Raw genomic sequence first — 26,578 nt, 5'->3', positions numbered from 1 at the left:
GGCGCGACGCAGCCGCGACCGGCCGGACCCCACCGCGACGCCCGCGACGCAGGAGACAGGCGTGAGCTCTTACCACCCACTGCACGATGGCTGGACTCTGACCGTGGCGCAGCCCGCCGAACCGTCCGGCACGTCGCCGGCACCGGAGCCACCGGTCGGCACGCAGCCGGTTCCCGCGACCGTCCCCGGTTGCGTGCACACCGATCTGCTGGACGCCGGCCTCATCCCGGACCCGTTCCTCGGCGACAACGAGCACGCGCTGGCCTGGATCGGCCGCACCGACTGGTCTTACCGGACCACGTTCGACTGGGCCGGGCCCGGCGACGGGCAGGTCGACCTGGTGTGCGCCGGGCTGGACACGGTCGCGACCGTCACGCTCAACGGGCAGCCGGTCGGTCGGAGCGCCAACATGCACCGGCAGTACCGGTTCCCGGTCGCCGACGCCCTGCGGCCCGGCGCCAATGAGCTGGAGGTGCGCTTCGAGTCGGCGTACCGGTACGCCGAGCGGATGCGCGACCGGCTCGGCGACCGTCCCAACGCGTACCCCGAGCCGTTCAACTTCATCCGCAAGATGGCCTGCAACTTCGGTTGGGACTGGGGACTGACCCTGGTCACCGCTGGCATCTGGCAGCCGATCGGGCTGCACGCGTGGCGCGAGGCCCGGCTCGACGAGGTGCGCCCGCTGGTCACCGTGGACGGCGGCGAGGGACGGGTACGGCTGCGGGTCCGGTTGGAACGGCCTGGCACGTCCCCGGTGCGGCTGCACGCCTCGGTGTCCGGCCACAACACCCGGGTGGAGACCGAGGTGGTGGTCGAGCCCGGGCGGCTCGACGCCGAACTGCAGCTCGCGGTGGCCGATCCCCGGCTGTGGTGGCCGCACGGGTTCGGCCAGCCGGATCGGTATGACGCCGAGCTGTCTCTGTCCACGATGGACGGTGACCCGCTGGACTCCTGGCGGCGGCGGATCGGGTTCCGTTCGGTACGGCTGGACACCGGCGCGGACGCGGCCGGATCGGCGTACACCATCGTGGTCAACGACGTTCCGGTGTTCGCCCGCGGCGTCAACTGGATCCCGGACGACGCGCTCATCACCCGGGTCGACCGGCCGCGGTACGAGCGGCGGCTGCGCCAGGCACTGGAGGCGAACGTCAACTTCGTCCGGGTCTGGGGCGGCGGCATCTACGAGAACGACGACTTCTACGACGTCGCCGACGAACTGGGGCTGATGGTTGGTCAGGACTTCCCGTTCGCCTGCGCGGCGTACCCGGAGGAGGAGCCGTTCGCGAGCGAGGTCGCGGCCGAGGCGGCCCAGCAGATCGTGCGGCTCGCCCACCATCCCAGCCTGCTGCTGTGGACCGGCAACAACGAGAACCTGTGGGGCCACGAGGACTGGGGCTGGAAGGACAAGCTCGCCGGGCGCACCTGGGGAGCCGGGTTCTACTTCGAGGTACTGCCGGATTTGATGGGCCGGCTGGACCCGACCCGCCCGTACTGGCCGGGCAGCCCCTACTCTGGCACCCGGGAACTGCACCCGAACGACCCGGCGCACGGCTCCATGCACATCTGGGACGTGTGGAACACCGACGACTACACCAAGTACCGCGAGTACGTGCCGCGGTTCGTGGCGGAGTTCGGCTACCAGGCTCCCCCGGCGTACACGACGCTGCGCCGGGCCATCTCCGACGAGCCGCTGACGCCGACCTCGCCCGGGATGGCAGGCCGCCAGAAGGCCGAGGGCGGCGCCGGGAAGCTGGCCCGGGGACTGGCCGCGCACCTGCCGGAGCCGCGCGACTTCGACGACTGGCACTACCTGACGCAGGTCAACCAGGCGCGGGCGCTGAGCGTCGGCGTGGAGCACTTCCGGTCGCTCCGGCCGGTGTGCATGGGTGCGATCTTCTGGCAGCTGAACGATGACTGGCCGGTCATCTCATGGTCCACAGTGGACGCGGACGAGCGCCGCAAGCCGGTGTGGTACCAGATGCGGCGCAGCTTCGCACCGCGGCTGCTGACCATCCAGCCGCGCGACGCGGACTCCTCGCCGGTACTGGTCGCGGTCAACGACAGCGTGGACGACTGGACGGTACCGGTGGAGGTGACGCGGTACACGCTGGCCGGTGAGCCGCGTGCCACGTTCGACCTCGACCTGTCGCTGCCTGCGCAGAGTTCCCGGACCGTGGAGCTGCCGGCTGAGCTGACCCGGGACACGCGCCCGGACGAACTGCTGCGCGCGAGCGCCCCCGGCGGCTCGACCGCCTGGTGGTTCTTCGCCGAGGACCGGGACATCGCGTACCCCGAGGCACGCTTTACCGCCAGCGCCGAACACGCCGACGGTGCCGTCCTGGTCACCGTGACCGCACAGAGCATCCTGCGCGACCTGACCCTGTTCCCGGACCGCCTGGACCCCTCGGCCGACGTGGACGACGCGCTGGTGACGCTGCTGCCGGGCGAGTCGGCGACGTTCACCGTGCGTTCGGCGCGACCGTTGCCGGTACCGGACCTGCTGAGCCGCCCGGTACTGCGCTGCGTGAACGACATCCGCGACTAGTCGGGCAGCTGTACCGGTTAAGCGCCCCGGCCCGTCGCGGAAGGCGGCGCGGCCGTGCTGCCTCTCGGGATCAGGTGGGCCGTCTCGTCCTGTACCGAGGACGCGGGCAGCCCGGTGATGACGTCGAGCAGCTGGCGGGCGGCGTGCCCGCCGTACGCCGGGATGTCCCGGGACAGCGCGGTCAGCGGCGGATGAACGAGCTGGCACAGTACCGAGTCGTCCCAGGCGACCAGCGACACGTCGGCCGGCACGGAGAAGCCCATCTCGTGCGCCACCGCGAGCCCGGCGACGGCCATCACGTCATTGTCGTAGAGGATCGCGGTCGGGCGCCGCGGCGAGCTGAGCAGCCGGCGGGTGGCCCGGGCACCGTCCTCACCGGTGTAGTCGGTCGAGATGGTCAGCGCCGGGGCCACCTCCAGCCGCCGGCACACCTCCTCGAACGCCGCGGTACGTGCCGCGGTGTGCCGCAGCTCGGGCAGCCCGCCCACGCGGGCGATGTGCCGGTGCCCGAGCGCGCTCAGATATTCCACCGCCTCGACCACGGCTGCCGCGTCGTCGGACCACACGCTGACCAGTTCCGCCGACTCCCCCAGCATGCCGACCACGACCGTGGGCAGGGTCAGCTCGCTCAGGACCGGAATCCGCGGATCGTCGACCCGCAGGTCGCAGACCAGTACGCCGTCCACCCGCCGCTCGCCCCACCAGCGCCGGTAGACCGCGATCTCGGCCGGCTGGTCGGCGACGACCTGGAGCGTCAGCGCGTACGAGCGGGCCGACAACTCGGCCTCGACGCCACTGATCAGCTCCATGAAGAACGGCTCCACGCCGAGAATCCGCGCCGGGCGGTGCAGCACCATCCCGACCGTGTGACTGGGCGCCCCGGACAGCGCGCGGGCGGCGCCGTTGGGATTCCAGCCGATCTCCTCTGCGATGGCGAGCACCCGACGTCGGGTCGACTCGGACACCCCCGGCTGCCCGTTGAGCGCATAGGAGACCGCGCCCTTGGACACCCCGGCCAGCCGGGCGATGTCGGCGATCGTCGGACGCTTCAAGCTCATCCTCCCCGGAGCACAAGCTAACACGGTTAAGTACCTGTCCACACCGGACCGACCGCCTCGCGTCGCGTACCCGGTCAGCCAGCCGCTGGGGCGTTGGATGACGCGGTTCATCGACCATTGACAGCCCACCGGATGCGCTCGTAGGGTCTATCCACTTATCCGGTTCAGTGCCCGGCCTGGAGGGTGATCTTCTTGTTCCGGATCGCCGTTGCCCTCGACGTCGGCGGGACCAAACTGGCCGCCGCCGTCATCGGCGACGACGGCACGATGCTGTCCCGCAGGCAGATCCCCACCCCGGCGCGGGAGAGCGCGGAGACACTCGGCGACGCCGTCCTGCGGGTGTTGGCCGACGCGATCGCCGACGCCGGGCGGCAACCGGACGCGGTCGGCATCGGCTCGGCCGGCCCGATCGACCCGGCCGGCGGCACGGTCAGCCCGATCAACATTCCGGCGTGGCGCGGCTTCCCCATCGTCGACCTGGTGCGCCGGGCGCTGCCGGGCCGAGCGGTGCGGCTGGCCGGCGACGGGCACTGCATGGCCCTCGGCGAATACTGGCGCGGTCACAGCACCTCGCGCGCGCTGCTGGGCATGGTCGTGTCCACCGGTGTCGGCGGCGGCTTCGTGCTCGACGGCGAGATCCAGGCCGGCCCGACCGGCAATGCCGGCCACATCGGCCACATGGTCATCGACCCGCGGGGGCCGGACTGCCCGTGCGGCGGGCGCGGCTGCGTGGAGATGTTCGCCAGCGGCCCGTCGATCCTGCGATGGGCGCACGCGCAGGGTTGGTGCGGGCCGGACGGCACGGACACCCGGGGGCTCGCCGACTGCGCGCGGGCCGGCGACCCGATCGCCCGTCGCGCGTTCGACCGCGCCGCCGACGCGATCGCGCTCGCGGTGCTGTGCGCGTCGGCCCTCGCCGACCTGGACGACGTGGTCATCGGCGGGGGCGTCGCGACCGGCGCGCACGACCTGCTGTTCGGGCGGATCCGGGACGAGGTGCTCCGGCTGGCCGGTCCGGCGTTCATCCGGCGGGTACGCATCGATCGCAGCGGCCTGGGCGCCGACGCCGGCCTGTTCGGCGCGGCCGCGCTGGCCCTCGCGGCCACCGGTTCGCCCTGCGCCGCCTGACCGACGCGACCGAAGCTAGTCCGACTCGGCGACCGCCAGGCGGCGCAATCCCGCACGCACCGCCGCCGCGGCGGAGTCCAGGTCGGAGCGCTGCGTCTGGCGCGGCTGCGCGTCGATGCGCACGCCGTCCCCGCCGAAGCGCGGCACCACGTGCAGGTGTGTGTGGAACACCTGCTGGAACGCGACCGCGCCGTCGGCGAGGAACAGGTTGACTCCCTCGCAGCGCAGCTTGGTGTGCCGCAGTGCGCGCGCCAGCCGGTGCGCCACCAGCCACACCCGCAACCCGGTCGCCTCGTCCAGGTCCACCAACCCGGACGCGTGCTCCCGCGGCACGACCAGCAGATGCCCCGGCGTGACCGGGTGCAGGTCCATGAACGCGACGACGTCGTCGTCGGCGTACGCGTAGCTGGCGGGCAACTGCCCGCGCACGATCTGGCAGAAGACGCAGTCGTCGGCATGCATCAGAGGGGTACCCGACTTTCTGACGATCCGTGGGCCCGCCGTGGGGACTTGGCCATTGTGCTCCTCGCCGCCCCCGAGGGGATCCGCCTGGCGTTTGACGGCCATCCGTCGGGGTAGGCGGCGGGAAGCGTGTGTAGTCCGTATCGGGCGCCGGGCCTCGACGCCGGCGTCGAACCACCCGCCGACCGCGGTGCGAACCGCCGCGAGAACAGGACGCGTCATGTCACAGAAGACCACAACCGTCGTACTCGATTCGGCCGCGCGCGAGGTCGCCGAGGTGGCAGCGAAGCCGCCGTTCCTGTTCGAGATGCCGCCCGCACAAGGCCGGGAGACGCTCAACCAGTTGCAGTCCAACCCGATTCCCAAGCCGGATGTGGACATGCAGGAACTGATGGTGCCCGGCGGCCCGTCCGGACAGGTACCGGTCAGGATCGTGCGCCCGAAGAACGCGCAGGGCGCACTGCCGGTCGTGGTGTACCTGCACGGCGCCGGTTGGGTGTTCGGCGACGCGAACACGCACGACCGGCTGATCCGTGAACTGTGCGTGCTCTCCGGGGCCGCGATCGTGTTTCCCGAGTACAGCAGGTCGCCGGAGGCGCGGTACCCGGTCGCGCTGGAGGAGTGCTTCGCGGTCGCGGCGTGGGCCGCGGAACACGGCGGCGAGCACAACCTCAACGGGGCGCGCATGGCGGTGGCCGGGGACTCGGTCGGCGGGAACCTGGCGACCGTGCTGACGATGCTCGCCAAGCAGCGGGGCGGGCCGCGCTTTCTGGAGCAGGTGCTGTTCTACCCGGTGACGGACGCGAACTTCGACACCGACTCGTACCACGAGTTCGCCGAGGGGTTCTATCTCGACCGGCAACAGATGATGTGGTACTGGGACCAGTACCTCCCGGACGAGCAGCAGCGAACCGACCCGACCGCGTCGCCGCTGCGGGCCAGCGTCGACGACCTGCGCGGGCTACCGCCGACGCTGATCATCACGGACGAGGCGGACGTGCTGCGCGACGAGGGCGAGGCGTACGCGTCGAAGCTGCGCACCGCCGGGGTACCGGTCGTCGAGGTGCGGTACCAGGGCATGATCCACGACTTCGTGATGCTCAACTCGCTCGCCGGTACCGGGCCGGCTCGCGCGGCGATCGCCCAGGCCGGGGCGTTCCTCCGGGGCGCGCTCGAGGCGTACTGACCGATGCGTCCCGCGTCGCCGGGCAGCTGACCCGCCGCACGCCGCACGCCGCACGCGGGCCTGCCGTCGTCGCGCGACCGGGCCGCCGGCAGTGATGTCCGAAATCCGCGAGCCACGCGGCTCGCGGCGGGGCACGATGGGTCGCGTGGAACTCGAATTCGAACGCTGTTACCGGGCGGTCGACTCGCGCGATCCCCGCTTCGACGGCTGGTTCGTGACCGCGGTCACCTCGACCGGCATCTACTGCCGCCCGTCCTGTCCGGCGATCACGCCCAAGCGGACGAATGTCCGGTTCTATCCGTCCGCCGCGGCGGCCCAACGGGCCGGGTTCCGAGCCTGCAAGCGCTGCCGCCCGGACGCCGCCCCCGGCTCTCCCGAGTGGGACGTACGCGCCGACGTGGTCGGCCGGGCCATGCGGCTGATCGGCGACGGCGTGGTGGACCGGGAGGGCGTACCGGGGCTGGCCGCCCGGCTCGCGTACACGACCCGGCACCTCAACCGGATCCTCACCGCCGAACTCGGCGCGGGGCCGCTCGCGCTGGCCCGGGCGCAGCGCGCGCAGACCGCGCGCACCCTGGTCGAGGCGACCGACCTGGGCCTGGCCGAGATCGCGTTCGCGGCCGGGTTCGGCTCGGTACGGCAGTTCAACGACACGCTCCGCGAGGTGTACGCGTGTGCACCGTCGGTGCTACGGGAGGCCGCCCGGCGGCGGGCCGGCGCGGCGGTACCCGGAACCGAGCCCGCGGTACCCGGGACCCTCACGCTCCGGCTGGCGTACCGGCCGCCACTGGACGCCGCGACGCTGCTGGAGTTCCTCGCGATGCGGGCGGTTCCCGGAGTCGAGGTCGCGGACACCACCAGCTACACGCGCGCCCTCCGGCTGCCGCACGGCCCGGCGACGGTCGTGCTCACGCCGACGGCCGGGTATGTCTCGGCCGCCCTGCGCCTGACCGACCTGCGTGACCTGGCGCCCGCGGTCGCCCGCTGCCGGCGGCTACTCGACCTGGACGCGGATCCGGTCGCGGTGGACGAGACGCTGGGCGCCGACCCTCTGCTGGCACCGGCGGTCGCGAAGGTGCCGGGGCTCCGGGTGCCCCGAGCGGTGGACGGCTTCGAGATCGCGGTACGGGCGATCGTCGGGCAGCAGATCTCGGTGGCCGGCGCGCGTACCGTCCTCGGGCGCCTGGTCGCCATCGCCGGCCGGACCGCCGAGCGGACCACCGACCGGACCGCCGGGACAGACGCCGACGGCGGGTCCGGCGATCCCGCGCTCACGCCGTTCCCGGACGCGGCGGCCGTCGCCGGCGCGCCGGACGAGGCGTTCGCCATGCCGGTCGCGCGCCGGAACACCATCCGCGCGCTCGCCGGCGCGGTCGCGTCCGGGGACCTGGTCCTCGACGACGGCGCCGACCGCGCCGACACCGAGGCCACCCTGCTCAGCCTGCCCGGAATCGGCGTGTGGACCGCCGGTTACATCGCGATGCGCGCGCTCGGCGACCCGGACGTGTTCCTGCCGTCCGACCTCGCGGTACGGCGCGGTGCCGCCGCGGTCGGGCTCCCCACCGACCCGGCCGCGCTCGCCGAGCACGCCCAGCGCTGGCGACCCTGGCGCTCGTACGCTGTCCTGCGACTGTGGCAGCTCTCCTGAGCGCTGTCGGGTCTCCCAAAAGCGGTCGGGTCCCCCGAACGCGGTCAGGTCCCCCGAACGCGGTCAGGTCTCCCGGTCTGCCGAGCGGGCGACCGGCTCACGGACGGAGGCTCGCGAAGACCACCGCGACCGGGAACCTGTCGTCCGGGTCGAGCAGCATCTGCGCCTCGATCGTGAACCCGGCGTCGCGTAGCCAGTCCGCGACCCGCTCCGGCGGCCGGCGGTGGACGTGCACCTTCATCGGGTGGCCGCCGTAGCCCTGGGTCTTCAGCCGGGATCCGTCGCCGACATAGAAGCCCAGCAGCAGCGGGCTGCCGGGCCGCAGTACCCGCCGGAACTGCGCGAAGATCGAGGGCACCTCGTGGTCGGGGATGTGGATCAGCGTGAACCAGGCGAGCAGACCGGCCAGCGACGCGTCCCCGAGCGTGAGGTCGGTCATCGAACCCACCTCGAACCGCAGGCCCGGACGCTCGCGCCGGGCCACTTCGATCATCGCGGGTGAGAGGTCGATCCCGAACGCGTCGACGCCCAGCTCGTTCAGGTGCCCGGTGACCAGCCCCGGCCCGCAGCCGACGTCCGCCACCGGCCCGCCACCGGCACTGGAAACCAGGTCGGCGAACAGCGCCAGGATCCCCCGCACGTATGGCTCCCCGGCGAGGGCGTCACGCATCTGGTCGGCATAGCTGACCGCGACGGTGTCGTAGGAATTGCGGGTGTCCTCCAACCAGCCTTCGGCATCCATGGCGGGACACGGTAGTCGAGTGATCAGGATCTCGTACCGCCGGGACGGGCCCGGTCCACGGCCGCCCGGCCCACCCGTACCGGTGGTAGGGACTGGCTTCGCGGTCGCCACTTACCGACGAGGGATTCACGTGAAACGATGGGTACTCACCCGCGAGGGTCGGGTAGCGGAAACTTGCTCGTAAACTGTCGTACAGACCGACTACGGTCGAGGAGTGTCTGCTGACGTTTCCCCTCCCAAACGTCCGCTAACAAGCCTCTGGCGCCTCCGCCGCTATCTGCGCCCCTACGTCGTCGCGATGGTCTGGATGTTCATCGCCGCGGCCGGCGCGACCGGGGCGAGCATCGTCGTCCCCCTCGTGGTGCAGCGGGTGGTCGACGGTCCGGTGCGCCACCGGCAGCCCGGCGGTCTGCTCCTGCTCGGTGCGTTGGCTCTGTTGCTCGGGCTCGTCGAGGCTCTGTTGATCTTCATTCGACGCTGGACCCAGTCGACGACCTCGCTCCAGATGGAGTATGCGATCCGAAACGACCTGTACGCGCACCTCCAGCGCCTGCCGATGTCGTTCCACGATCGCTGGCAGTCCGGCCAGTTGCTCTCCCGAGTGACCACCGACCTCGGCGTGATCCGGCGCTTCCTGTCGTTCGGGCTGATCTTCCTGGTCGTCAACCTCGGCACCTACATCGTCGTGGTGCTGCTCCTGCTGCGGCTGTACTGGCCGCTCGGCCTCGTGGTCGCGCTGTCCTCGGTCCCGCTGTTCCTCGCGTCGCGCAAGTTCACCCGGTACTACCTGACCATCTCCCGGCTCCAGCAGGACCAGCTGGGTGACCTGGCGACGCTGGTGGAGGAGTCGGCGCAGGGCATCCGGGTGATCAAGTCATTCGGCCGCAGGCGACACATGGGCGGCCTGTTCCACGCGGGCGCCCGCCTGGTGCACGACACCGGGGTGGCCAAGGCCCGGCTGCTCGCCCGCAGTTGGGCGGAGTTCGACGCGGTACCCAACGTCACGCTCGCCATCGTGCTGGTCGGCGGGGCCTACGCGGTGGCCAGCGGCGGAATGACGGTCGGCGGCCTGGTCGCGTTCGTCTCCCTCCAGTTGATGCTGATCTGGCCGATCGACTCGCTGGGTTGGATCATCGCGAACGGCCAGGAGGCGATGACCGCGGCCGACCGGATCTACGAGGTGTTCGACGTTCAGCCGTCCATTGTGGACGGTCCGGACCGGCTTGTGGCGCGGCAGGCCGAGGGCCGGCTCCGGTTCGACGCGGTGAGCTTCACCTACCCGGGCGCCGACGTGCCGGTGCTGCGCCACATCGACCTGGAGGTCGAGCCCGGCGAGACGCTGGCCATCGTCGGAGTGACCGGCTCCGGCAAGACCTCGCTGGTGTCGCTGGTGCCCCGGCTCTACGACGTGACCAGCGGCCGGATCACGATCGACGGCCGGGACGTCCGCTCGCTGCGACTGGACTCGTTGCGCGAGATCGTCGGCGTGGCGTTCGAGGAGCCCACGTTGTTCTCGATGTCGGTACGGGAGAACCTGACGCTGGGCCGGCCGGACGCGACCGACGAGGAGATCGCCGAGGCGCTGTCGGTCGCCCAGGCCGAATTCGTCTACGAACTGCCCTGGGGGCTGGACACCCGGGTCGGCGAGCAGGGGTTGTCGCTGTCCGGTGGGCAGCGGCAGCGCCTCGCGCTGGCCCGGGCGGTGATCGGCAAGCCGCGGGTACTCGTCCTCGACGACCCGCTCTCCGCGCTGGACGTGCACACCGAGGCGCTGGTCGAGGAGGCCCTGGCCAGGGTGCTGCGCGACACAACGGCGCTGATCGTGGTGCACCGCCCGTCGACCGTCGCGCTGGCCGACCGGGTCGCGCTGCTGCGCGACGGCGTGATCGCGGCGGTCGGCACCCACTCGGAGCTGATGGCGACGGTTCCGGAGTACCGCGCGGTGCTCTCCGCCGAGGCGGAGACCAGCCGCGTCGACGCGTAGCGGCACGGGCGGACGGAAGTTTCTGGGGGTGGCAGGGTGAGCATCGACGTCGAGGCCTGGCGGGGCCGCGCCGCCGACGAGGACGCCGAACGGACCGCGGCCGAGGGCGGCTCGGCCGTCCGGCTGCGTGCGGGTTCCCGGGCACTGCTCGGCTCGCTGGTGCGACCGCACCGGCGGGTGTTGATCGTGGTGGTGTTCCTGCTGCTGATGCAGAGCGGGGCCGAGATGGCCGGGCCCTACCTGGTGATGCTCGGCATCGACAAGGGACTGCCGCCGCTGAGTGCGCATCCCCGGCACGCGGGCGTCATGATCGACATCGGCATCGCATTCGCCGTGTCCGTGGTCGCCGCATACTGCGGCAAGCGCGGCTTCATCGCGCTGTCCGGCAAGATCGGCCAGGCCATCCTTCTCGACCTGCGAAACCGGGTATACCGGCACTTCCAGCGGCTCTCGGTCGGCTTCCACGAGCGGTACACGTCGGGTCGGGTGATCTCCCGGCTCACCAGCGACATGGACTCCATCTCCGAACTGCTCGACGGCGGTATCGAAGATCTGGTGCTGTCCGCGCTGTCGGTGGTCAGTGTCGCCGTAATCCTGCTGGTACTGGACACGCCGATGGCACTGGTGTCGCTCGTCGCGTTCCCGTTCCTGCTCTGGCTGTCCCGCTGGTTCCAGCAGAACTCGGCCCGGGCCTACCGGCGCACCCGTGAGGCGGTCGCACTGGTCATCGTGCACTTCGTGGAGTCGACCGGCGGCATCCGGGCGGTGCAGGTGTTCCGCCGCGAGCCGCGCAACCAGGAGATCTTCGAGGCGGTCAACGACGAGTACCGGCGGGCCAACCTGCGCGCGTTTCAGCTGATCTCGCTGTTCTCGCCGGGCATCAAGGTGATCGGCAACGTGACCATCGCCGCCGTGCTCACCTACGGCGGCTACCGGGTGCTGCACCACCACACCGAGATCGGCGTGCTGGCCGCGTTCCTGCTGTACCTGCGGAAGTTCTTCGAGCCGATGCAGGACCTGTCGCAGTTCTACAACTCGCTGCAGTCCGCGACCGCGGCTCTGGAGAAGCTCTCCGGCGTGCTGGACGAGCCACCGGCCGTACCCGAGCCGGCCACGCCCCGGGCACTGCCGGCCCGCGCCGCCCGGGGCGAGATCGAGTTCGACGAGGTGTCCTTCGGGTACCGCGCCGACCGGCTCGTGCTGCCCACCTTCGACCTGCGCATCCCGGCCGGGCAGACGCTCGCCGTAGTCGGCGCGACCGGGGCGGGGAAGACCACCATCGCCAAACTGGTGTCGCGCTTCTACGACCCGACCGGCGGGAAGATCCGGCTCGACGGCGTCGACCTGCGCGACCTGCCGGACGAAGACCTGCGGTCCGCGGTGGTGATGGTCACCCAGGAGAATTTCCTGTTCTCCGGCACGGTCGCCGACAACATCCGGTTCGGCCGGCCGGGTGCGTCCGACGACGAGGTGGTCGCCGCCGCACGGGCGATCGGCGCGGACGGGTTCATCCGGGCGCTTCCCGAGGGGTACGAGACCGACGTGCGCAAGCGCGGCGGCAGGCTGTCGGCCGGCCAGCGCCAACTGGTCGCGTTCGCCCGGGCGTTCCTCGCCGACCCCGCGGTGCTCATCCTCGACGAGGCCACCTCGTCACTCGACGTCCCGTCCGAGCGCCTGGTGCAGCATGCGCTGCGCACGATCCTGGCCTCCCGTACCGCGATCGTCATCGCACACCGACTGTCCACAGTGGAGATTGCCGATCGGGTACTGGTGCTCGACGGCGGCCGGATCGTGGAGGACGGCAGCCCGTCGGTGCTGATCGAGGGGCAGGGACGCTACGCCCGGCTGCACAGGCAATGGCAAGACAGCCTGGTATAGGCCAGAATCACTGGAATGGATGACACGATCGCGCTGGCCGGCCTGCCCATGTCGTTACGGTGGGAGGCGCTGCCCACCGGCTGGTCCCCCGAACCGCTCCGGATCGAAGCCGGTCCGGGTACCGACCTGTTCGTGGACCCGGCCGGAGACGCCACCTACCTGAACGCCCCACGCCTGCTGGGCACCCCGCCGGAAGGCGACTTCCAGCTGGCCGCGACGGTGAGCGTGGATTTCGCCGAGACCTTCGACGCCGGCGTGCTGCTGCTGTGGGCCGACGAGCAGCACTGGGCGAAGTTGTGCTTCGAACTGTCGCCCCAGGGCGAGCCGATGGTGGTCACGGTGGTGACCCGCGGGCCGTCCGACGACGCCAACGCGTTCCTGGTCGACGGCGACAAGGTACGGCTGCGGATCTCCCGGATCGGAACAGCGTTCGCGTTCCATGCCTCGGTGCCGCCCGCCTCCGGTTCCGGTGCGGCGCGCTGGTCCTTCGTGCGGTACTTCGACCTGGGTGCCTCGGCGGTCCGGATCGGGTTCGAGGCACAGTCACCCACCGGGAAGGGCAGCGCGGCCACGTTCGAGGACATCAGGTTTGTGCCGGAGCGGCTGAGCGACCTGCGTGACGGTTCCTGAGATCGGCGGAAACGCTGGACCGGGCCGAAGCGCCGGACTCAGCGTCGGGGTGACGGACCGGTCGGCTCAGAAGTCGCCGCCCCCGAAGTCACCGCCGTCGAAACCGCCGCCGTCGAAGCCACCGTCATATCCGCCGTCGTAGCCGCCGCTGTCGTCGTACCCGCCGGTGTCGTAGCTGGCGTCGGTGTAGTCCGCGCCCTGGTCCTGGTCCTGCCCTTGATCCTGGTCCTGGGCCTGGTCCTGCCCCTGGTCATAGCCCGCGTCGAAACCCTGGTCGTACCCGGAGTCGTAGCCGCTCTCGAAACCGCCACCGCCCCAACCGCCGCCCCAGCCCGGGCTGAACAGCGCGTCGAAGACCAGCGCGCCACCGACGCCCCACGCGCCGGCCACCAGTGCCGTCTTCCACCACGGCTCCGAATACCAGCCGGACGGGACCGGACGACCGGAGACCATGCCGCCGGGGTAGTAATACGGCGTGTCCGAGGCGGGCCGGGGCGAGGCGCGGTATTCCTGGCCCTGCACCTCAACGGAACGCGGCTGGCGGACCGCGCCGGCCTGCCGCTGCCCGGCCAGCGGTGGCAGCTCGGGACCGGGGTCGAGGCCCATCGCGACCCGGGCCGCCCGGACATACGCCAGCCCCTCCAGGGAGGTCTCCCGGGCCAGCTCGTACTGCTTGACTGTGGTCGCCCGGTCGAGCTGGCCGCCGGCCGCGTTATAGCGCTCCCCCGCGTCGACGAGGGCCTGCTTCGTGGCGGCCTCCTCGCCCGGAGGCAGGTTCATGATCTGCCCGCCGAGACGTTCGTACCAGCGAAGCGCCTCCTCCCGCGCGTCCGCCAGCTCCCGTTCCTTACGCCTGCGCGACCACCACATGGGCTCACGGTACCTGGCGCCGACCACCCGCCACACCTGCGCGCGTCGCCCGGCCAATTGTCGTACCGATCCGGCATGCTGGCGGCATGTCCCTCCTGCTCGTCCTGATCGGTTTGGCGGCAGGTGTCGCACTCGGCTGGCTCGCCGCCCGAGCCCGCTCCGCGGCGGAGGTCGCCCGGCTCGACGCCACCCTGCAGGCCACCAGAGAGGGAGAGGCCCGCCTGGAGCAGTCGCTGCGCGCCCTGTCCCACGAGGCGACCCGCGACCAGCACACCAGCCTGAGCCAGCTGTTGGCGCCGTTACAGGAGGCGATCCACCGCTACGAGCGGCGCGTCGTCGAGGTGGAGAACGATCGCGTCGACTCCTATGCCGAGCTGCGCACCGAGGTGCGCCAGATGCAGTCGGTCTCCTCGGCTCTGCGCACCGAGACCAGCCAGCTCGTCGCGGCGCTGCGCACGCCCACGACCCGCGGCCGGTGGGGCGAGATCCAGCTCCGCCGGATCGTGGAAGCGGCCGGCATGCTCGACAACTGCGACTTCAACGAGCAGGTGACCGCGACGACCGACCGCGGAGTCGTGCGGCCGGACCTGGTCGTCCGGCTGGCCGGCGGCCGGCACGTGGTGGTCGACTCCAAGGCGCCGCTCGACGCGTACCTCAACGCGATGGAGGCGCGCGACGAGCGCACCCGCGACGACGAACTCGACCGGCACGCCAAACACCTGCGGGGTCACGTCGAGGCGCTGGCCGCGAAGACCTACTGGGCCGCGTTCGAGCAGACACCGGAGTTCGTCGTGCTGTTCGTGCCGGCCGACCCGTTCCTCGACGCCGCCCTGCGGCGCGACGCGATGCTGCTGGAGTTCGCGTTCAGCCGTAACGTGGTCATCGCCACGCCGGCCACGCTGATCGCCATGCTGCGCACGATCGCCTACTCCTGGCGACAGGACGCGCTGGCCCGCAACGCGGTCGCGGTGCACTCTCTCGGCCGAGACCTCTACACCAGGCTCTCCACGATGAGCACGCACCTGGCCAGGCTCGGAGCGTCGCTGGGCGGGGCGGTCACGGCGTACAACCGGGCGATGGGCTCGCTGGAGTCCCGGGTCCTGGTCAGCGCGCGCAAGTTCGCCGAGATGGGCGTCTCGGACGAGGAGCTGGAGACACCGGCACAGCTGGAGGTGGCACCGCGCCAGCTCCAGTCGCCCGAACTGGCCGAGGGCATCGCCGCGCCCGAGGCAGGCGGCGGCACGCTCGGCGACGACGCCTAGCGCAGGCCCGATTCAGTTGCCGTTGCCGGCGGCGGCCTTGATATCCCGCTTGAGCTCACGCGGCAGCGCGAAGGTGGTCCGCTCGTTCACCGTCGTCACCTCTTCGACGTCGGTGAAGCCGCGCTCGGCCAGTGCCGCGAGCACCTCAAGGACCAGGTCCTCCGGGACGCTCGCGCCCGAGGTGAGGCCGACGGTCTCAGCCCCGTCGAGCCAGGCCGGGTCGATCTCCGAGGCGTAGTCGATCAGATAACCGGCCTTCGCGCCCGCGTCCACGGCCACCTCACGCAGCCGTACCGAGTTCGAGGAGTTCCGGGAGCCCACCACGAGTACCACGTCGCAGGACGGAGCGATCTCCTTCACCACGTGCTGGCGGTTCTGGGTGGCGTAGCAGATGTCGTCGCTGGGCGGCGACTGGAGCAGCGGGAGCCGATCCTTGAGCCGGGTGACCGTCTCCATGGTCTCGTCGACCGACAGCGTCGTCTGGGACAGCCAGACGACCTTGGCCGGGTCGCGTACCGTCACCGAGTCCACGCTGTCCGGCCCGTCCACCAGGTGGATGTGCTCGGGGGCCTCCCCCGAGGTACCGACGACCTCTTCGTGCCCTTCGTGCCCGATGAGCAGAATGTCGTAGTCTTCGGCGGCGAACCGCCGGGCTTCCTGGTGCACCTTGGTCACCAGCGGGCAGGTCGCGTCGATCGCCCTGAGCCCGCGGTCCCGGGCCTGCTCGTAGACCTCGGGAGCCACCCCGTGGGCCGAGAAGATCACCGTGGCGCCCTCGGGCACCTCGTCGTTTTCCTCCACGAAGATCGCCCCACGGGCCTCCAGCGTGGCGACCACGTGCTTGTTGTGAACGATCTGTTTGCGCACGTAGATGGGGGCTCCGTAGAGCCGGAGCGCTTCCTCGACGGTCTGCACCGCGCGATCCACGCCGGCACAGTAGCCACGGGGCTTGGCGAGCAGCACGCGTTTGGTCACCCGCCTATCCTACGGGGATCCGCCGGGGCTGCCCGGCGGCCGGCTCGGTCGGCTCGGTGACCACCGCCACCCGGCCGCTCCAACCGGTCCCGCGCGACCCCGGCCGCCGACTCGGCACGGCTGGCCCCGCTTGCGGCCCCGGCCCGCTTGCGGCCCGGCCTCTTCAAGATTCGACCGCCCGCGACACCGCTGGCTGAGCGCGGCTGGCTCAGCACCGCTGGCGGGGTCCAGGGGTGGCAGGCCGGGAGGGTCGTAGGCTGGCCGGCGTGACAGAGCAGGCGGCTGGCAGCACGCCCGAGCAACCCTGGCCGGTACGGGTGGTCAGCCAGAAGATCGGCGCCTGGATCGGCAAGCTCGGCTGGGTCTGGGTCGACGGGCAGGTCGCGCAGATCACCCGCCGACCGGGCGCACAGGTGGTGTTCCTGACCCTGCGCGACCCGTCCGCCGACCTGAGCCTCACCGTGACCACGAACCGGGACGTGCTCGACGCCGGCGCGCCCAACCTGAGCGAGGGCGCCCGGGTCACCCTGCACGCGAAGCCCGAGTTCTACCCTGGCCGGGGGACGCTCTCGCTGCGCGCCGACGAGATCCGCCAGGTCGGCCTCGGTGAACTGCTGGCCCGGATCGAGCGCGTCAAGCGGCTGCTCGCCGCGGAGGGCCTGTTCGACCCACGGCGCAAGCGCCGGCCGCCGTTCCTGCCGACCAAGATCGGACTGGTGACCGGGCGGGCCAGCGCAGCCGAACGGGACGTGCTGACGAACGCGAGGCGCCGCTGGCCGGCCGTACAGTTCCGGGTGATCAACGTCGCGGTACAGGGCCCGACCGCGGTACCCCAACTGCTCGACGCGCTCGAAGTCCTGGACCGGGACCCGGAGACCGACGTGATCATCCTGGCTCGGGGCGGCGGCAGCGTCGAGGATCTGCTGCCCTTCTCCGACGAGGCACTGTGCCGCGCGGTGTTCGGCTGCCGTACCCCGGTGATCAGCGCGATCGGCCACGAGAGCGACACGCCGCTCGTCGATTTCGTGGCCGATGTCCGCGCCTCCACGCCGACCGACGCGGCCAAGCGGGTGGTCCCCGATCTCGCCGAGGAGCAGCAGCGGATCGGCCAGGCGCGGACGCGACTGGACCGGGCGGTGCGCGCCCTGGTCGACCGCGAGCAGCACCGGCTCGACGCGGTACGCAGCCGGCCGGTGCTGGCCCGGCCCGAAGTCATGGTCGACACCCGCGCGACCGAGGTGACCGGCCTGCGCGAGCGCGCCACCCGGTGCCTGGCCCACCGGCTGGATCGGGGAGCCGACGAATTGAGCCACACGGTGGCCCGACTGCGGGCGCTGTCGCCGGCCGCGACGCTGCAACGCGGGTACGCGATCGTGCAGCGGCCGGACGACGGCGCGGTGCTCCGCGATCCGGACGAGGTGAAGCCCGGCGACGCGCTGCGGTTGAGGCTGGCCGGCGGCGAGCTGGCGGCTACTGTGGCGAAATCATGACGAACAAAGGAACCGATACCGAGCTGGGCTACGAGCAGGCCCGCGCCGAACTCGCCACCGTGGTCGAGAAGCTGGAGGCGGGCGGCATCACCCTGGAGGAGTCGCTGGCGCTGTGGGAGCGCGGCGAGCAGCTCGCCGACGTGTGCCAGCGCTGGTTGGACGGAGCGCGAGCGAAGCTCACCGAGGCCCGCGAGCAGCGGCAGGACTGACGGAGCGCAGCCGGAGCCGGGGTGTGGCGGAGGCGAGCACCGTCCACGTTGGCGCTGACGGAGCGCAGCCGGAGCCGGGGTGTGGCGGAGGCGAGCACCGTCCACGTGGCGCTGGTGCTGACAGCGGAAAGGGCGGCGCCGGAGGCCGGCACCGCCCTTCGAGTTGCCGCTTACTTCTGCTGGAACATCTTCTGTACGGTGTCGGGCGCCTCCACGACCGAGGACGAGTCCGGCTTGCTGATGCCGGCCGGCTTCCCGTAGTCGGTGAAGGTCATGTTCACCGTGAGCCCGTCCTGGATCCCGCTACCGTCGATCTTGAGGCTGCTCAGTCTGCCCTGATCGTCCAGTACGGCCGTGAACGGCACCGCCTTGGCCTTCGCGCCGGCCTTGCTCAGCGCGTCGGCGCTCACCGCCGAGTTGCCGGTGGCCTTGGTGAGGTCCAGCGTGCCGGTGAGGGTCTTGCCGTCCGTGCTCTGTACGTTGACGACGCCGGCCAGCAGTCCGTTGACGTCGGTGTCCCCACCACCCGGGAAGCTCAGCACGCTGTTGTTCGCGCCCATGGCGGCCGCGTCGATGTGCATCCACTTGTCCGGCGAGACACCGAGCTGGCTGTTGAGCTGGCCGGCGTCCATCTTGAGGTAGATGTCGGTGTCGACCTTGATCAGGTCGAGCTTCATCGACGTGCCCTGCTGCGCGCCGCTCATCGACATCGACGCGCTCTTGGACGCCGGGTCGCTGGCTCCGCTGCCGGTCAACCCGGTGCTGGTGATCGTGTAGTGGTAACTCGTTTGGCTGAGCTGCTTGGTCGACGCGACCAGAGCGTCCTTCGGGGCGACTGCGGGTGCGGATGACGCCGTGCCGCCGGTACCCGCGCTTGCGCCGCCACCCGCGGCGCCGGTCGTGGTCCCCTTGCAGCCGGCGGCGAAGCCGACCACCGCAAGTGCGGCGAGGCTGGCAATGGCGATACGACGAGTAGTCAACTGACCTCCCGTAAGTGTGCGCCCACACCGTGTGTATGGACGAACTAGCTGCTCAACCGGAGGGTACCCAATCGGCACAAAGTCAACACCTTCGATCACGCGACGGGCGCCGACCTGCGCGTCTCGATGTGGCGGGAGGACTCAGTGCAGGGACGCGGCGAAGGCGCGCAGGTCACTGTCCGAAGCGGTACCCGTGACGATCGTGGTGCGGCCGTTGTCCACCAGGACCAGCGCCCGAGCACCGGTGTGCACGCTCGGGTACGAGCGCCACGGCCGGCCGCCGATGCTCTCCAGGGCACCCGGCCGCGCCGTGCTCCCCAGTTCGTCGGCGAGCAGCGCGTTCACCGGCCGGCTGCTCTCCACCAACTGGAGGCCGGTCTTCGCCGGCGGTACGTAGGACACCCGCAGCACCCAGCCGTCGGTCACCTTGCCCACGGTGGCGCTGATCGACGGCCAGCCGGCCGGGCCACCGGTCGGCTCCAACACCTGGAACGGCGCGTCGTGCTTGGCGGTCGCGTACGTCTGGGACGAGTCCACGGCGATCGGATCGTCACCGGCGAAGAACACCCGATACACGCCGAGCAACAGGAAGATCGGGATGATCAGGACGGCGATGGACAACGCCATGTCCCGCGCCGACCGGCCGCCGCCGGACCGGCGCGCGGCCGGCCTGGCCGGCTTGGCCGGCGCCTCGGCGGCTCTGGCGTCCACGGTTCCCACGTGCTCCATGGTGGCCGATGCCGCCGGTCGCCCGCCAACCGGGGCGGCGGGACCGGGGGTGGGACCGCTGGGTGGGACTGCGGCGAGGCCCGGCGAACGGCGGGCCGGGAGCGAGTGACGTGCGAAACCACCTGTCCGGCTAACCGAGCGTTAGTCCGATCGGCATGCCAGGATCGCTACACAGCGACTACGACGAGGTGGCCGAAAATGACCGGACAGATTCCCCGTACGCCGCAGGAACTCGACCGCAACCTGGCCCTGGAACTCGTCCGGGTGACCGAGGCCGCCGCCCTGGCCGCCGGCCGTTGGGTCGGCCGGGGCGATAAGGAGGGCGGCGACGGAGCCGCCGTCGACGCGATGCGCAAGCTGATCAACTCGATCTCGATGCGCGGTGTCGTGGTGATCGGCGAGGGTGAGAAAGACAACGCGCCGATGCTGTTCAACGGCGAGAACGTGGGCGACGGGTCCGGCCCCGAGGTCGACGTGGCCGTCGACCCGATCGACGGAACCACCCTGATGAGCAAGGGCATGCCCAACGCCCTGGCCGTACTGGCAGTGGCCGAGCGGGGCGCCATGTTCGACCCGAGCGCCGTCTTCTACATGGAGAAGCTGGCCGTCGGTCCGGACTGCGCCGACGTGATCGACATCAACGCGGGCGTCACCGAGAACCTGCGCCGGATCGCCGCGGTCAAGAAGTCGACCGTGTCCGACGTCACCGTGTGCATCCTCGACCGGCCCCGGCACGCCGAGCTGGTGGAAGAGGTGCGCCGGGCCGGAGCGCGGATCCGGTTCATCTCGGACGGCGACATCGCCGGGGCGATCAGCGCGGCGCGGGAGGGTTCCGAGACCGACGTGCTGATGGGCATCGGCGGCACGCCGGAGGGCATCACCGCCGCGTGCGCGCTGAAGTGCATCGGCGGGGCCATGCAGGCGAAGCTGTGGCCGCGCGACGAGGCGGAGCGGGAGAAGGCGCTGGCCGCCGGGCACGATCTGGACCGGGTACTGCACACCGACGACCTGGTGACCGGCGACAACTGCTTCTTCGTCGCGACCGGGGTGACCTCCGGCGACCTGCTGCGCGGCGTCCGGTACCGGTCGGGCGGGGCGTACACGCAGTCGATCGTGATGCGCTCGAAGAGCGGCACGATCCGGATCATCGACTCCTACCACCGGCTGGAGAAGCTGGCCCTGTACTCGCTGGTGGACTTCGACGCCCGCGCGTACAGCGACGGCGCCTGAGTTTGCCCTCCTCACCCGGTTCGGCCGGGTGAGGATTGAGGGCGATGCACCGGCTTCGCTCCTTTTTCTCCCGGTTCGGTCGACGGCCGGGTCGCCGAGCGGCCGCGTGCGGAACAGCGGCCATCGGCGGCGCGGCCCAGGCCGTGCAGTCCCGGCTCAACGGCGAACTCGGCGCGCGGCTGCACGACGGCCTGGCCACCGCCGGGATCACCTTCGGGCTCGGCCTCCTGTTGGTGGGTGTGCTCGTCGGTACGCGGCGGCGGGGCCGCCGGTCCCTCGCACAGGTGGTGCAGGCCGCGCGCACCGGGCGCCTGCGCGGCTGGCAGTGTCTCGGCGGGCTCGGAGGCGCCCTGCTCGTCACGGCCCAGAGCATCACCGTGGCGGAGCTGGGCGTGGCCGTCTTCTCGGTGTCGGCCGTCGCCGGCCAGTCGGTGTCGAGCCTGGTCGCCGACCGGGTGGGAGCCGGCCCGAGCGGGCGGCAGCGACTGACCGTCACCCGGGTGGCGGGAGCGGCGCTCGCGATCACGGCGGTGCTGGTGGCGCTCGGCGGCCGCCTGCGCGGCCACGCCGTACTGGGCCCGGCGCTGCTGTCGGCGGTGGCCGGCCTGAGCATCGCGTGGCAGCAGGGATTCAACGGGCGGGTCCGGGCCGCGAGTGACAGCGCGCTGGTCGCTACCGCGGTCAACTTCGCCGTCGGTACGGTCGCGCTGCTGCTCGCGGTCGGCGTGGACATCGGGCTGCGCGGGCCACCCAGCGGTACCCCGCCCAGCGAACCCTGGCTGTACGTGGGCGGGATCATCGGCGTGTTCTACATCGGCGTCGGGGCGGCGGTGGTCCAGTACACCGGCGTGCTCCTGCTCGGGCTGTCGCTGACCGCGGGCCAGCTGACCAGCGCGCTGGTCCTGGATCTGATCGCACCGACGCCGGGCAGCAAGGTCGGCCTCAACCTGCTGGTCGGCATCGCCCTGACCCTGCTGGCCGTCGCGCTCGCCCTGGTCCACGTGCACCTGCCCCGCCACCGGAGACACGACGCCGGAGCCGGTCGGTAACCTCACGGTCGGCAGACCAGGACGGGCCGGCGGAGAGGCGACGCACGTGATCGTGGTGACGGGTGAGAACGTTGTCGACCTGATCGCCCAGCCCGACGGCGACCTGCGCCCCGTGCTCGGCGGTGGCCCGGCGACCATTTCGGTCGCCGCCTCCCGGCTCGGGGTCCCAGCCGCGATGGCGGCGCGGATCGGGGCGGACGTCTTCGGTCCCGGGTTCCGCCGCCGGCTCGCCGATGCCGGGGTGGACGGGCGGCACCTGCGGCAGACCGCCGACCCCTCGACGCTGGCGCTGGTGACTCTCGACGCGACCGGCAGCCCGCATTTCGACTTCTGGCATTCCGGTGCGGCCGACTTCGGCTGGTCCGAGGGCGAGCTGCCGGCAATGCGCCCCGGGGACATCGTGCACATCGGCTCGCTGGTCGCGTTCCTGCCGCCCGGCGCGGACGCCGTGGAGCAGTGGGCCGCAGCCAACCGTCCATTGTGTACAGTGACGTTCGACCCGAACCTGCGCCCGATCGCGCTCGCCCAAACTGATGCCTTGGAGCGCCTGGAACGCCTCGTCGGCCTCGCGCACGTGGTCAAGGTGAGCCTGGACGACCTGCGCATGGCGTACCCCGACACGGCACCGGAAGACACCGTGCGGCGGTGGCGGGACGAGCACGGAGTCGACCTCGTGTTGCTGACGCGCGGCGCGGACGGCGTCACGGCGTACCGCGCCACCGGTGAGGCGAGCGCACCGGCGCCGGTCGTACCGGTGGTGGACACCATCGGAGCCGGCGACTCGCTGATGGCGGCCGTGCTGGCCTGCCTGTACCGGGGCGGCGACATCGACCTCGACTTCATCTGCGCGGTCGCCGCCCTGGCCTGTACCCGCCCGGGCGCGAACCCGCCGACCGCCGCCGAGGTCAGCGCTTTCCTGGAAGCATCTCCCGCAACGCGTCGACCACCGGTGTCGGGGTGATCCCGAACCTGGCGGTCGCCTCCGAGGAGTCCATCACGAACGGCGCCGTGAACTGGTAGTGCACCTCGCGCACCTCACGAGCGTTCCGGTCGAAGAGACCGAGTGCCCAGAGCACCGCGTACGGCGCCGGGCGCAGCCGCACCGGTCCGACTCCGGCCAGCCGGGCCGCCTCGGCTGCCAGCCAGCGCATCGAGCGCGGTTCCTCCGACGGTACGTGCCAGGGCCGGCCCCAGCCCCGCTCGTCGCCCGCTACCGCGACCAGGAGCCGCGCCACGTCGCCCACGTACGTGACCGTGTGCGGCGCGTCCAGATCCACTGGTACCCGCGCCACCCGGCCGGCCAGCACCCGAGGCAGGACGAACTCGCTGAACAGGGTCTTCGACCCGGCGCCGACGTAGTCGCTGGCGCGCACTTCGACTGCCCGCACCCGACCCGCCTCGTGCGCGGCCAGCGCGTCGCGCCACATCTGCGCCCGCACCCGGCCCTTGACGCTGCCGGCCCGCAACGGCGTCCGCTCGGTCATCGGCTCGCGGACCGGCCCGTAGCCGTACAGGTTGCTCGTGGTGGCGAGCACCGCACCGGAGTGCTCGGCCGCACCGAGCAGCGCGGCCGCTATCGGCGGCCACTCCACCGACCAGCGGTGGTACGGCGGGTTGGCGCAGTTGTAGATGGCCTCGGCACCGTCCGTCAGTTCGCGCATCCGGGCCGCGTCCCCGGCATCGGCGGCGATCGCCTCCACCCCGTCGACGCCGGTCCCCCGCCGGGTCACCATCCGGACCCGCTCGCCGCGGGCGAGCAGCAACTTGGCGGTGGCGGACCCGATCGGACCCGCGCCTACGACCACATGCAGTGCCATTTCAGATCGCCTCTCTAAAGGGAGAGCAGTGCTCTCGATATGAGAGAACCACCCATCACCGATCTCTGTCAAGAGCAGTGCTCTCGATGTAGACTGCCGGTCATGGAAACCGGTGACGAACCGCCCGCCCGCGGCCTGCGGGCCAGAGTCCGGGCCGAGATGGTCGACGAGATCAAGGCGGTGGCACGGCGGCACCTGGCCGCCGAGGGCGCCAATCTCTCGCTGCGCGCGGTCGCCCGCGACCTGGGCATGGTGTCATCGGCGGTTTACCGGTATTTCCCCAGCCGCGACGCGCTGCTCACCGTGCTCATCGTCGAGGCGTATGACGCGCTCGGAGAGGCCACCGAGCGGGCCGAGGCCGCGGTGGCCCGCCGGGACCTGCGCGGGCGCTGGATCGCCAGCTGTCACGCCGTCCGGGACTGGGCACTGGCCCACCCCGCGGAGTATGCGCTGATCTTCGGCAGTCCGGTCCCGGGCTACGCGGCGCCACCCGACACGGTCGGCCCGGCCAGCCGCACCCCGGCCGTGCTCGCTGTGATCCTGCGCGACGCGGTGGCAGCCGGCGTCGTCTCACCCAACCGGAACGAGAGGCTGCCCAGAGCGCTGCGCGCCGACCTGAAACGCCTGCTGGCCGATCCCCGGTTCGCCGGCATCCCGGAGCCGGTGCTGGCGCGGGCCATGACCGGCTGGATCCACCTGTTCGGCCTGGTCAGCTTCGAACTCTTCGGCCGGTTCAATGACATGATCACCGACACCGGGCAGTTCTTCGACTACCAGGTCCGGGCGATGGGCACGCAGATCGGCCTGTGACGGCGCCGGTCAGCCGTTGTCCGAGGAGTGGCCCGGGAACAGGTGGGCAGAGGGATCGATGACGATCGCCGCATTGTTCACCGCCGTGGCTGCCTCGCCGAAGCCGACCGCGATCAGCCGCACCTTCCCCCCGTATTCCGCGATGTCGCCCGCGGCGAACACGCGCGGCAGGTTGGTGGCCATCTTCGTGTCGACCACGATGTGCCGCCGGTCCAGCGTGAGCCCCCACTCGGCGAGCGGCCCCAGGTCGGCGGTGAAACCCAACGCCGCGACGACCGTGTCGGCCGGCAGCCGGCGCGGATCCTGCCCACGCACCACCACCTCGGCGCCCTCGACCTGGCCGTCGCCGTGGATCTGGGTGACCTCCGCGTTGACGATGATCTCCACCGGAAGCGCCTGGACCTTGGTGACCGTGCCCGCGTGCGCCCGGAACTTCTCCCGCCGGTGCACCATCGTCACCGACTTCGCGACGGGGTGCAGCGACAGCGCCCAGTCGAACGCGGAGTCGCCGCCTCCGACGATGACCACGTGGTGCCCGGCCAGATCGTCGAGGTGCGGAACGAAATACACCAACCCCTCGCCGGTGAACGCGTCGGCGGCCGGCAACGGCCTCGCGGTGAAGCTTCCCAGCCCTCCGGTGATCAGCACCGCTCCACATTGGAGACTGCTGCCGTCGGACAACGCGAGCACGGGCTTATCGTCCTCATAGGACAGACCCTCGGCGCGGACGCCGAGCATGTACTGAGGATCGAACGGGGCCGCCTGCTCCACCAGATTGGCAACGAGATCGCGACCGCGAATGACCGGGAACCCGGCGACGTCGTAAATCAACTTCTCCGGGTACATCGCGGTGACCTGACCGCCCGCCTCGGGCAACGCGTCGATCAACGCGATGGACAGCCCGCGGAATCCCGCATAATACGCGGCATAGAGCCCCGTCGGACCCGCACCGACAATTGCCACATCGACCTGGCGCACTCCGGCCTCACCACCGTCCGTCCAGCCGCTGAAGTGGACCCTACGGTCACGCGGCGGCTTGAGCAACAGGTTCCGGGGACCTGGTAATCCGTGCGGGCGGACGGGGTACGCCGGGCGTGTGATCTGAGCCCATTCGCTGGCGGAGACACGGTCGCGGTGGCATCATCCCGGCCGATCGGCGGGGGATGCGGGAGGCCGGAGCGTCAGTCCAATGTGGGCAGATCGAGCGTCGGGTTGGTCAATGGTTCCGGGATCTGCGGCCGGAGTCGGGGCCGCCGCCGGAACACGATCGCCGCCAGGAGCCCGCCGACGAGGCCGAACAGGTGGGCCTGCCAGGAGACCTGCTCGTTCCCGGGGGTGACCTCGCCGAAGATCTGGGTGCCGTACAGCAGGCCGATCAGCACCCCCACCGCGATCCCCCACCAGCTGCGCTCGACGATCCCGCGGACCAGCAGGAACCCGATGTAGCCGAGGATCACGCCGCTGGCGCCGACCACGATGTATTTCGGCGACGCGACGAACCACACACCGAGACCGCTGACCACGGCGATGAGCGCGGTCACGCCGAGGAATCGCCGGAGGCCGATGGCCAGCGCGAAGGTGCCGGTCAGCAGCAGTGGCACCGCGTTGGCGTAGAAGTGGGCGAAGCTGGCGTGCAGGAACGGCGCGAAGACCACACCGTCGAGCCCGTCGAGGTGGTGCGGGCGGATGCCACCGTAGTTGTTGAGGCGATCGCCGTCCGCGTGGTTGATCACCTCGATCAGGAACAGCCCGACGACCACGCCGCACATGGCGACGAAGGCCCGGCCGAGCGCGGCGTAGAAGGCGACCGTGCCGAAGCGGTTCGGGTCCGTTTCGTCGCGGTCCGGTACGGGCGGGTTCAGGCTCACCCATCCACTGGTAGCAGACGGGTGCCAG

General features: G+C 71.3%; 24 protein-coding genes. 14 read left to right on the top strand and 10 right to left on the bottom strand.

All coding sequences use genetic code 11. From position 1 onward, the window contains the following. The first annotated feature begins 61 nt into the window (after positions 1 to 61). On the top strand, positions 62 to 2,545 hold the full coding sequence (locus Raf01_RS04345) for a glycoside hydrolase family 2 protein (protein ID WP_239133364.1): 2,484 nt from the start codon (positions 62 to 64) through the stop codon (positions 2,543 to 2,545). 17 nt (positions 2,546 to 2,562) lie between these two features. Here the strand turns inward: Raf01_RS04345 and Raf01_RS04340 are convergent, their stop codons facing one another. Next, positions 2,563 to 3,603: a LacI family DNA-binding transcriptional regulator gene (locus tag Raf01_RS04340; protein ID WP_203916398.1), complete on the bottom strand. Its 1,041-nt coding sequence runs from the start codon at positions 3,601 to 3,603 to the stop codon at positions 2,563 to 2,565. Between the two features lie 192 nt (positions 3,604 to 3,795). Here Raf01_RS04340 and Raf01_RS04335 point away from each other — a divergent pair, with 192 nt between their 5' ends. Further along, complete coding sequence (locus tag Raf01_RS04335) at positions 3,796 to 4,731, top strand: ROK family protein (RefSeq protein ID WP_203916397.1); 936 nt, start codon at positions 3,796 to 3,798, stop codon at positions 4,729 to 4,731. Positions 4,732 to 4,746: 15 nt separating this feature from the next. Here the strand turns inward: Raf01_RS04335 and Raf01_RS04330 are convergent, their stop codons facing one another. Next, on the bottom strand, positions 4,747 to 5,193 hold the full coding sequence (locus Raf01_RS04330) for an HIT family protein (protein ID WP_203916396.1): 447 nt from the start codon (positions 5,191 to 5,193) through the stop codon (positions 4,747 to 4,749). Positions 5,194 to 5,413: 220 nt separating this feature from the next. Between Raf01_RS04330 and Raf01_RS04325 the strand changes: the two genes are divergently transcribed. Continuing rightward, the gene (locus tag Raf01_RS04325) at positions 5,414 to 6,379 is read left to right on the top strand and encodes an alpha/beta hydrolase (protein WP_203916395.1); all 966 of its coding nucleotides are present in this window, start codon (positions 5,414 to 5,416) and stop codon (positions 6,377 to 6,379) included. Positions 6,380 to 6,524: 145 nt separating this feature from the next. Continuing rightward, the gene (locus Raf01_RS04320) at positions 6,525 to 8,027 is read left to right on the top strand and encodes a DNA-3-methyladenine glycosylase 2 family protein (RefSeq protein ID WP_203916394.1); all 1,503 of its coding nucleotides are present in this window, start codon (positions 6,525 to 6,527) and stop codon (positions 8,025 to 8,027) included. Between the two features lie 97 nt (positions 8,028 to 8,124). Here Raf01_RS04320 and Raf01_RS04315 read toward each other — a convergent pair whose 3' ends face one another. Next, complete coding sequence (locus tag Raf01_RS04315; RefSeq protein WP_203916393.1) at positions 8,125 to 8,769, bottom strand: class I SAM-dependent DNA methyltransferase; 645 nt, start codon at positions 8,767 to 8,769, stop codon at positions 8,125 to 8,127. A 298-nt stretch (positions 8,770 to 9,067) separates the two neighbouring features. Here Raf01_RS04315 and Raf01_RS04310 point away from each other — a divergent pair, with 298 nt between their 5' ends. From Raf01_RS04310 to Raf01_RS04300, 3 genes are read left to right on the top strand one after another with little or no spacing between them, the layout of a single operon-like run. Next, positions 9,068 to 10,753, top strand: a complete 1,686-nt coding sequence (locus tag Raf01_RS04310; RefSeq protein WP_203916392.1) for an ABC transporter ATP-binding protein — start codon at positions 9,068 to 9,070, stop codon at positions 10,751 to 10,753. A gap of 36 nt (positions 10,754 to 10,789) precedes the next feature. Continuing rightward, positions 10,790 to 12,631, top strand: a complete 1,842-nt coding sequence (locus Raf01_RS04305) for an ABC transporter ATP-binding protein (protein ID WP_203916391.1) — start codon at positions 10,790 to 10,792, stop codon at positions 12,629 to 12,631. A 15-nt stretch (positions 12,632 to 12,646) separates the two neighbouring features. Next, a complete protein-coding gene (locus tag Raf01_RS04300) occupies positions 12,647 to 13,261 on the top strand; it encodes a DUF1349 domain-containing protein (RefSeq protein WP_203916390.1) in 615 nt (204 codons plus the stop codon). Positions 13,262 to 13,327: 66 nt separating this feature from the next. Here Raf01_RS04300 and Raf01_RS04295 read toward each other — a convergent pair whose 3' ends face one another. Next, positions 13,328 to 14,131: a hypothetical protein gene (locus tag Raf01_RS04295; RefSeq protein WP_203916389.1), complete on the bottom strand. Its 804-nt coding sequence runs from the start codon at positions 14,129 to 14,131 to the stop codon at positions 13,328 to 13,330. Positions 14,132 to 14,217: 86 nt separating this feature from the next. Here Raf01_RS04295 and Raf01_RS04290 point away from each other — a divergent pair, with 86 nt between their 5' ends. Then, entirely contained in the window at positions 14,218 to 15,393 is a 1,176-nt protein-coding gene (locus tag Raf01_RS04290) for a DNA recombination protein RmuC (protein WP_203916388.1), read from the top strand. 12 nt (positions 15,394 to 15,405) lie between these two features. On the opposite strand, the gene Raf01_RS04285 is transcribed toward Raf01_RS04290, so the two are convergent. Continuing rightward, complete coding sequence (locus Raf01_RS04285; protein WP_203916387.1) at positions 15,406 to 16,368, bottom strand: 4-hydroxy-3-methylbut-2-enyl diphosphate reductase; 963 nt, start codon at positions 16,366 to 16,368, stop codon at positions 15,406 to 15,408. A gap of 266 nt (positions 16,369 to 16,634) precedes the next feature. On the opposite strand from Raf01_RS04285, the gene xseA reads away from it, so the two are divergent. After that, on the top strand, positions 16,635 to 17,858 hold the full coding sequence (xseA, locus tag Raf01_RS04280) for an exodeoxyribonuclease VII large subunit (protein ID WP_203916386.1): 1,224 nt from the start codon (positions 16,635 to 16,637) through the stop codon (positions 17,856 to 17,858). After that, a complete protein-coding gene (locus Raf01_RS04275; protein ID WP_203916385.1) occupies positions 17,855 to 18,067 on the top strand; it encodes an exodeoxyribonuclease VII small subunit in 213 nt (70 codons plus the stop codon). Before xseA ends, Raf01_RS04275 begins: the two co-directional genes overlap by 4 nt. A 170-nt stretch (positions 18,068 to 18,237) precedes the next feature. Here the strand turns inward: Raf01_RS04275 and Raf01_RS04270 are convergent, their stop codons facing one another. Together Raf01_RS04270 and Raf01_RS04265 are read right to left on the bottom strand one after the other, a co-directional pair. Beyond that, positions 18,238 to 19,047 carry a LolA-like protein gene (locus Raf01_RS04270; RefSeq protein ID WP_203916384.1) on the bottom strand — a complete coding sequence of 270 codons (810 nt, stop codon included), beginning with the start codon at positions 19,045 to 19,047 and terminating at the stop codon, positions 18,238 to 18,240. A gap of 141 nt (positions 19,048 to 19,188) precedes the next feature. Continuing rightward, positions 19,189 to 19,767, bottom strand: coding sequence for a DUF4245 domain-containing protein (locus Raf01_RS04265; protein WP_203916383.1), 579 nt, complete (start codon positions 19,765 to 19,767; stop codon positions 19,189 to 19,191). A 207-nt stretch (positions 19,768 to 19,974) separates the two neighbouring features. Here Raf01_RS04265 and glpX point away from each other — a divergent pair, with 207 nt between their 5' ends. From glpX to Raf01_RS04250, 3 genes are read left to right on the top strand one after another with little or no spacing between them, the layout of a single operon-like run. Continuing rightward, the gene (gene glpX / locus Raf01_RS04260) at positions 19,975 to 21,006 is read left to right on the top strand and encodes a class II fructose-bisphosphatase (protein ID WP_203916382.1); all 1,032 of its coding nucleotides are present in this window, start codon (positions 19,975 to 19,977) and stop codon (positions 21,004 to 21,006) included. 44 nt (positions 21,007 to 21,050) lie between these two features. Continuing rightward, a complete protein-coding gene (locus Raf01_RS04255; protein WP_203916381.1) occupies positions 21,051 to 22,055 on the top strand; it encodes a DMT family transporter in 1,005 nt (334 codons plus the stop codon). A gap of 46 nt (positions 22,056 to 22,101) precedes the next feature. Then, complete coding sequence (locus Raf01_RS04250; protein ID WP_203916380.1) at positions 22,102 to 23,016, top strand: carbohydrate kinase family protein; 915 nt, start codon at positions 22,102 to 22,104, stop codon at positions 23,014 to 23,016. Here the strand turns inward: Raf01_RS04250 and Raf01_RS04245 are convergent. Beyond that, positions 22,961 to 23,872, bottom strand: a complete 912-nt coding sequence (locus Raf01_RS04245) for an NAD-dependent epimerase/dehydratase family protein (protein ID WP_203916379.1) — start codon at positions 23,870 to 23,872, stop codon at positions 22,961 to 22,963. The genes Raf01_RS04250 and Raf01_RS04245 overlap by 56 nt on opposite strands. Positions 23,873 to 23,974: 102 nt before the next feature. On the opposite strand from Raf01_RS04245, the gene Raf01_RS04240 reads away from it, so the two are divergent. Next, complete coding sequence (locus tag Raf01_RS04240) at positions 23,975 to 24,682, top strand: TetR/AcrR family transcriptional regulator (protein ID WP_203916378.1); 708 nt, start codon at positions 23,975 to 23,977, stop codon at positions 24,680 to 24,682. A gap of 9 nt (positions 24,683 to 24,691) precedes the next feature. Here Raf01_RS04240 and Raf01_RS04235 read toward each other — a convergent pair whose 3' ends face one another. Both Raf01_RS04235 and Raf01_RS04230 read right to left on the bottom strand, forming a co-directional pair. After that, the gene (locus tag Raf01_RS04235; protein ID WP_203916377.1) at positions 24,692 to 25,660 is read right to left on the bottom strand and encodes an NAD(P)/FAD-dependent oxidoreductase; all 969 of its coding nucleotides are present in this window, start codon (positions 25,658 to 25,660) and stop codon (positions 24,692 to 24,694) included. Between the two features lie 203 nt (positions 25,661 to 25,863). Continuing rightward, entirely contained in the window at positions 25,864 to 26,550 is a 687-nt protein-coding gene (locus tag Raf01_RS04230; protein ID WP_239133363.1) for a rhomboid family intramembrane serine protease, read from the bottom strand. Positions 26,551 to 26,578: the final 28 nt, after the last annotated feature.

It is taken from the genome of Rugosimonospora africana (assembly GCF_016862975.1).
In the GTDB taxonomy this organism is placed as follows: Bacteria; Actinomycetota; Actinomycetes; order Mycobacteriales; family Micromonosporaceae; genus Rugosimonospora; species Rugosimonospora africana.
The sequence above is the reverse complement of the archived record's forward strand: the minus strand, read 5'-3'. Positions and strand labels throughout refer to the sequence as shown.

What these genes read in the sequence shown, in the direction of transcription:
- Raf01_RS04310 (WP_203916392.1), top strand. Translation starts at nt 9,068, where the DNA reads ATGGTCTGGATGTTCATCGCCGCGGCCGGCGCGACCGGGGCGAGCATC.
- Raf01_RS04275 (WP_203916385.1), top strand. Translation starts at nt 17,855, where the DNA reads ATGACGAACAAAGGAACCGATACCGAGCTGGGCTACGAGCAGGCCCGC.
- Raf01_RS04330 (WP_203916396.1), bottom strand. Translation starts at nt 5,193, where the DNA reads ATGCATGCCGACGACTGCGTCTTCTGCCAGATCGTGCGCGGGCAGTTG.
- Raf01_RS04300 (WP_203916390.1), top strand. Translation starts at nt 12,647, where the DNA reads ATGGATGACACGATCGCGCTGGCCGGCCTGCCCATGTCGTTACGGTGG.
- Raf01_RS04295 (WP_203916389.1), bottom strand. Translation starts at nt 14,131, where the DNA reads ATGTGGTGGTCGCGCAGGCGTAAGGAACGGGAGCTGGCGGACGCGCGG.
- Raf01_RS04340 (WP_203916398.1), bottom strand. Translation starts at nt 3,603, where the DNA reads ATGAGCTTGAAGCGTCCGACGATCGCCGACATCGCCCGGCTGGCCGGG.
- Raf01_RS04245 (WP_203916379.1), bottom strand. Translation starts at nt 23,872, where the DNA reads ATGGCACTGCATGTGGTCGTAGGCGCGGGTCCGATCGGGTCCGCCACC.
- Raf01_RS04315 (WP_203916393.1), bottom strand. Translation starts at nt 8,769, where the DNA reads ATGGATGCCGAAGGCTGGTTGGAGGACACCCGCAATTCCTACGACACC.
- Raf01_RS04255 (WP_203916381.1), top strand. Translation starts at nt 21,051, where the DNA reads ATGCACCGGCTTCGCTCCTTTTTCTCCCGGTTCGGTCGACGGCCGGGT.
- Raf01_RS04240 (WP_203916378.1), top strand. Translation starts at nt 23,975, where the DNA reads ATGGAAACCGGTGACGAACCGCCCGCCCGCGGCCTGCGGGCCAGAGTC.
- Raf01_RS04290 (WP_203916388.1), top strand. Translation starts at nt 14,218, where the DNA reads ATGTCCCTCCTGCTCGTCCTGATCGGTTTGGCGGCAGGTGTCGCACTC.
- Raf01_RS04325 (WP_203916395.1), top strand. Translation starts at nt 5,414, where the DNA reads ATGTCACAGAAGACCACAACCGTCGTACTCGATTCGGCCGCGCGCGAG.
- glpX (WP_203916382.1), top strand. Translation starts at nt 19,975, where the DNA reads ATGACCGGACAGATTCCCCGTACGCCGCAGGAACTCGACCGCAACCTG.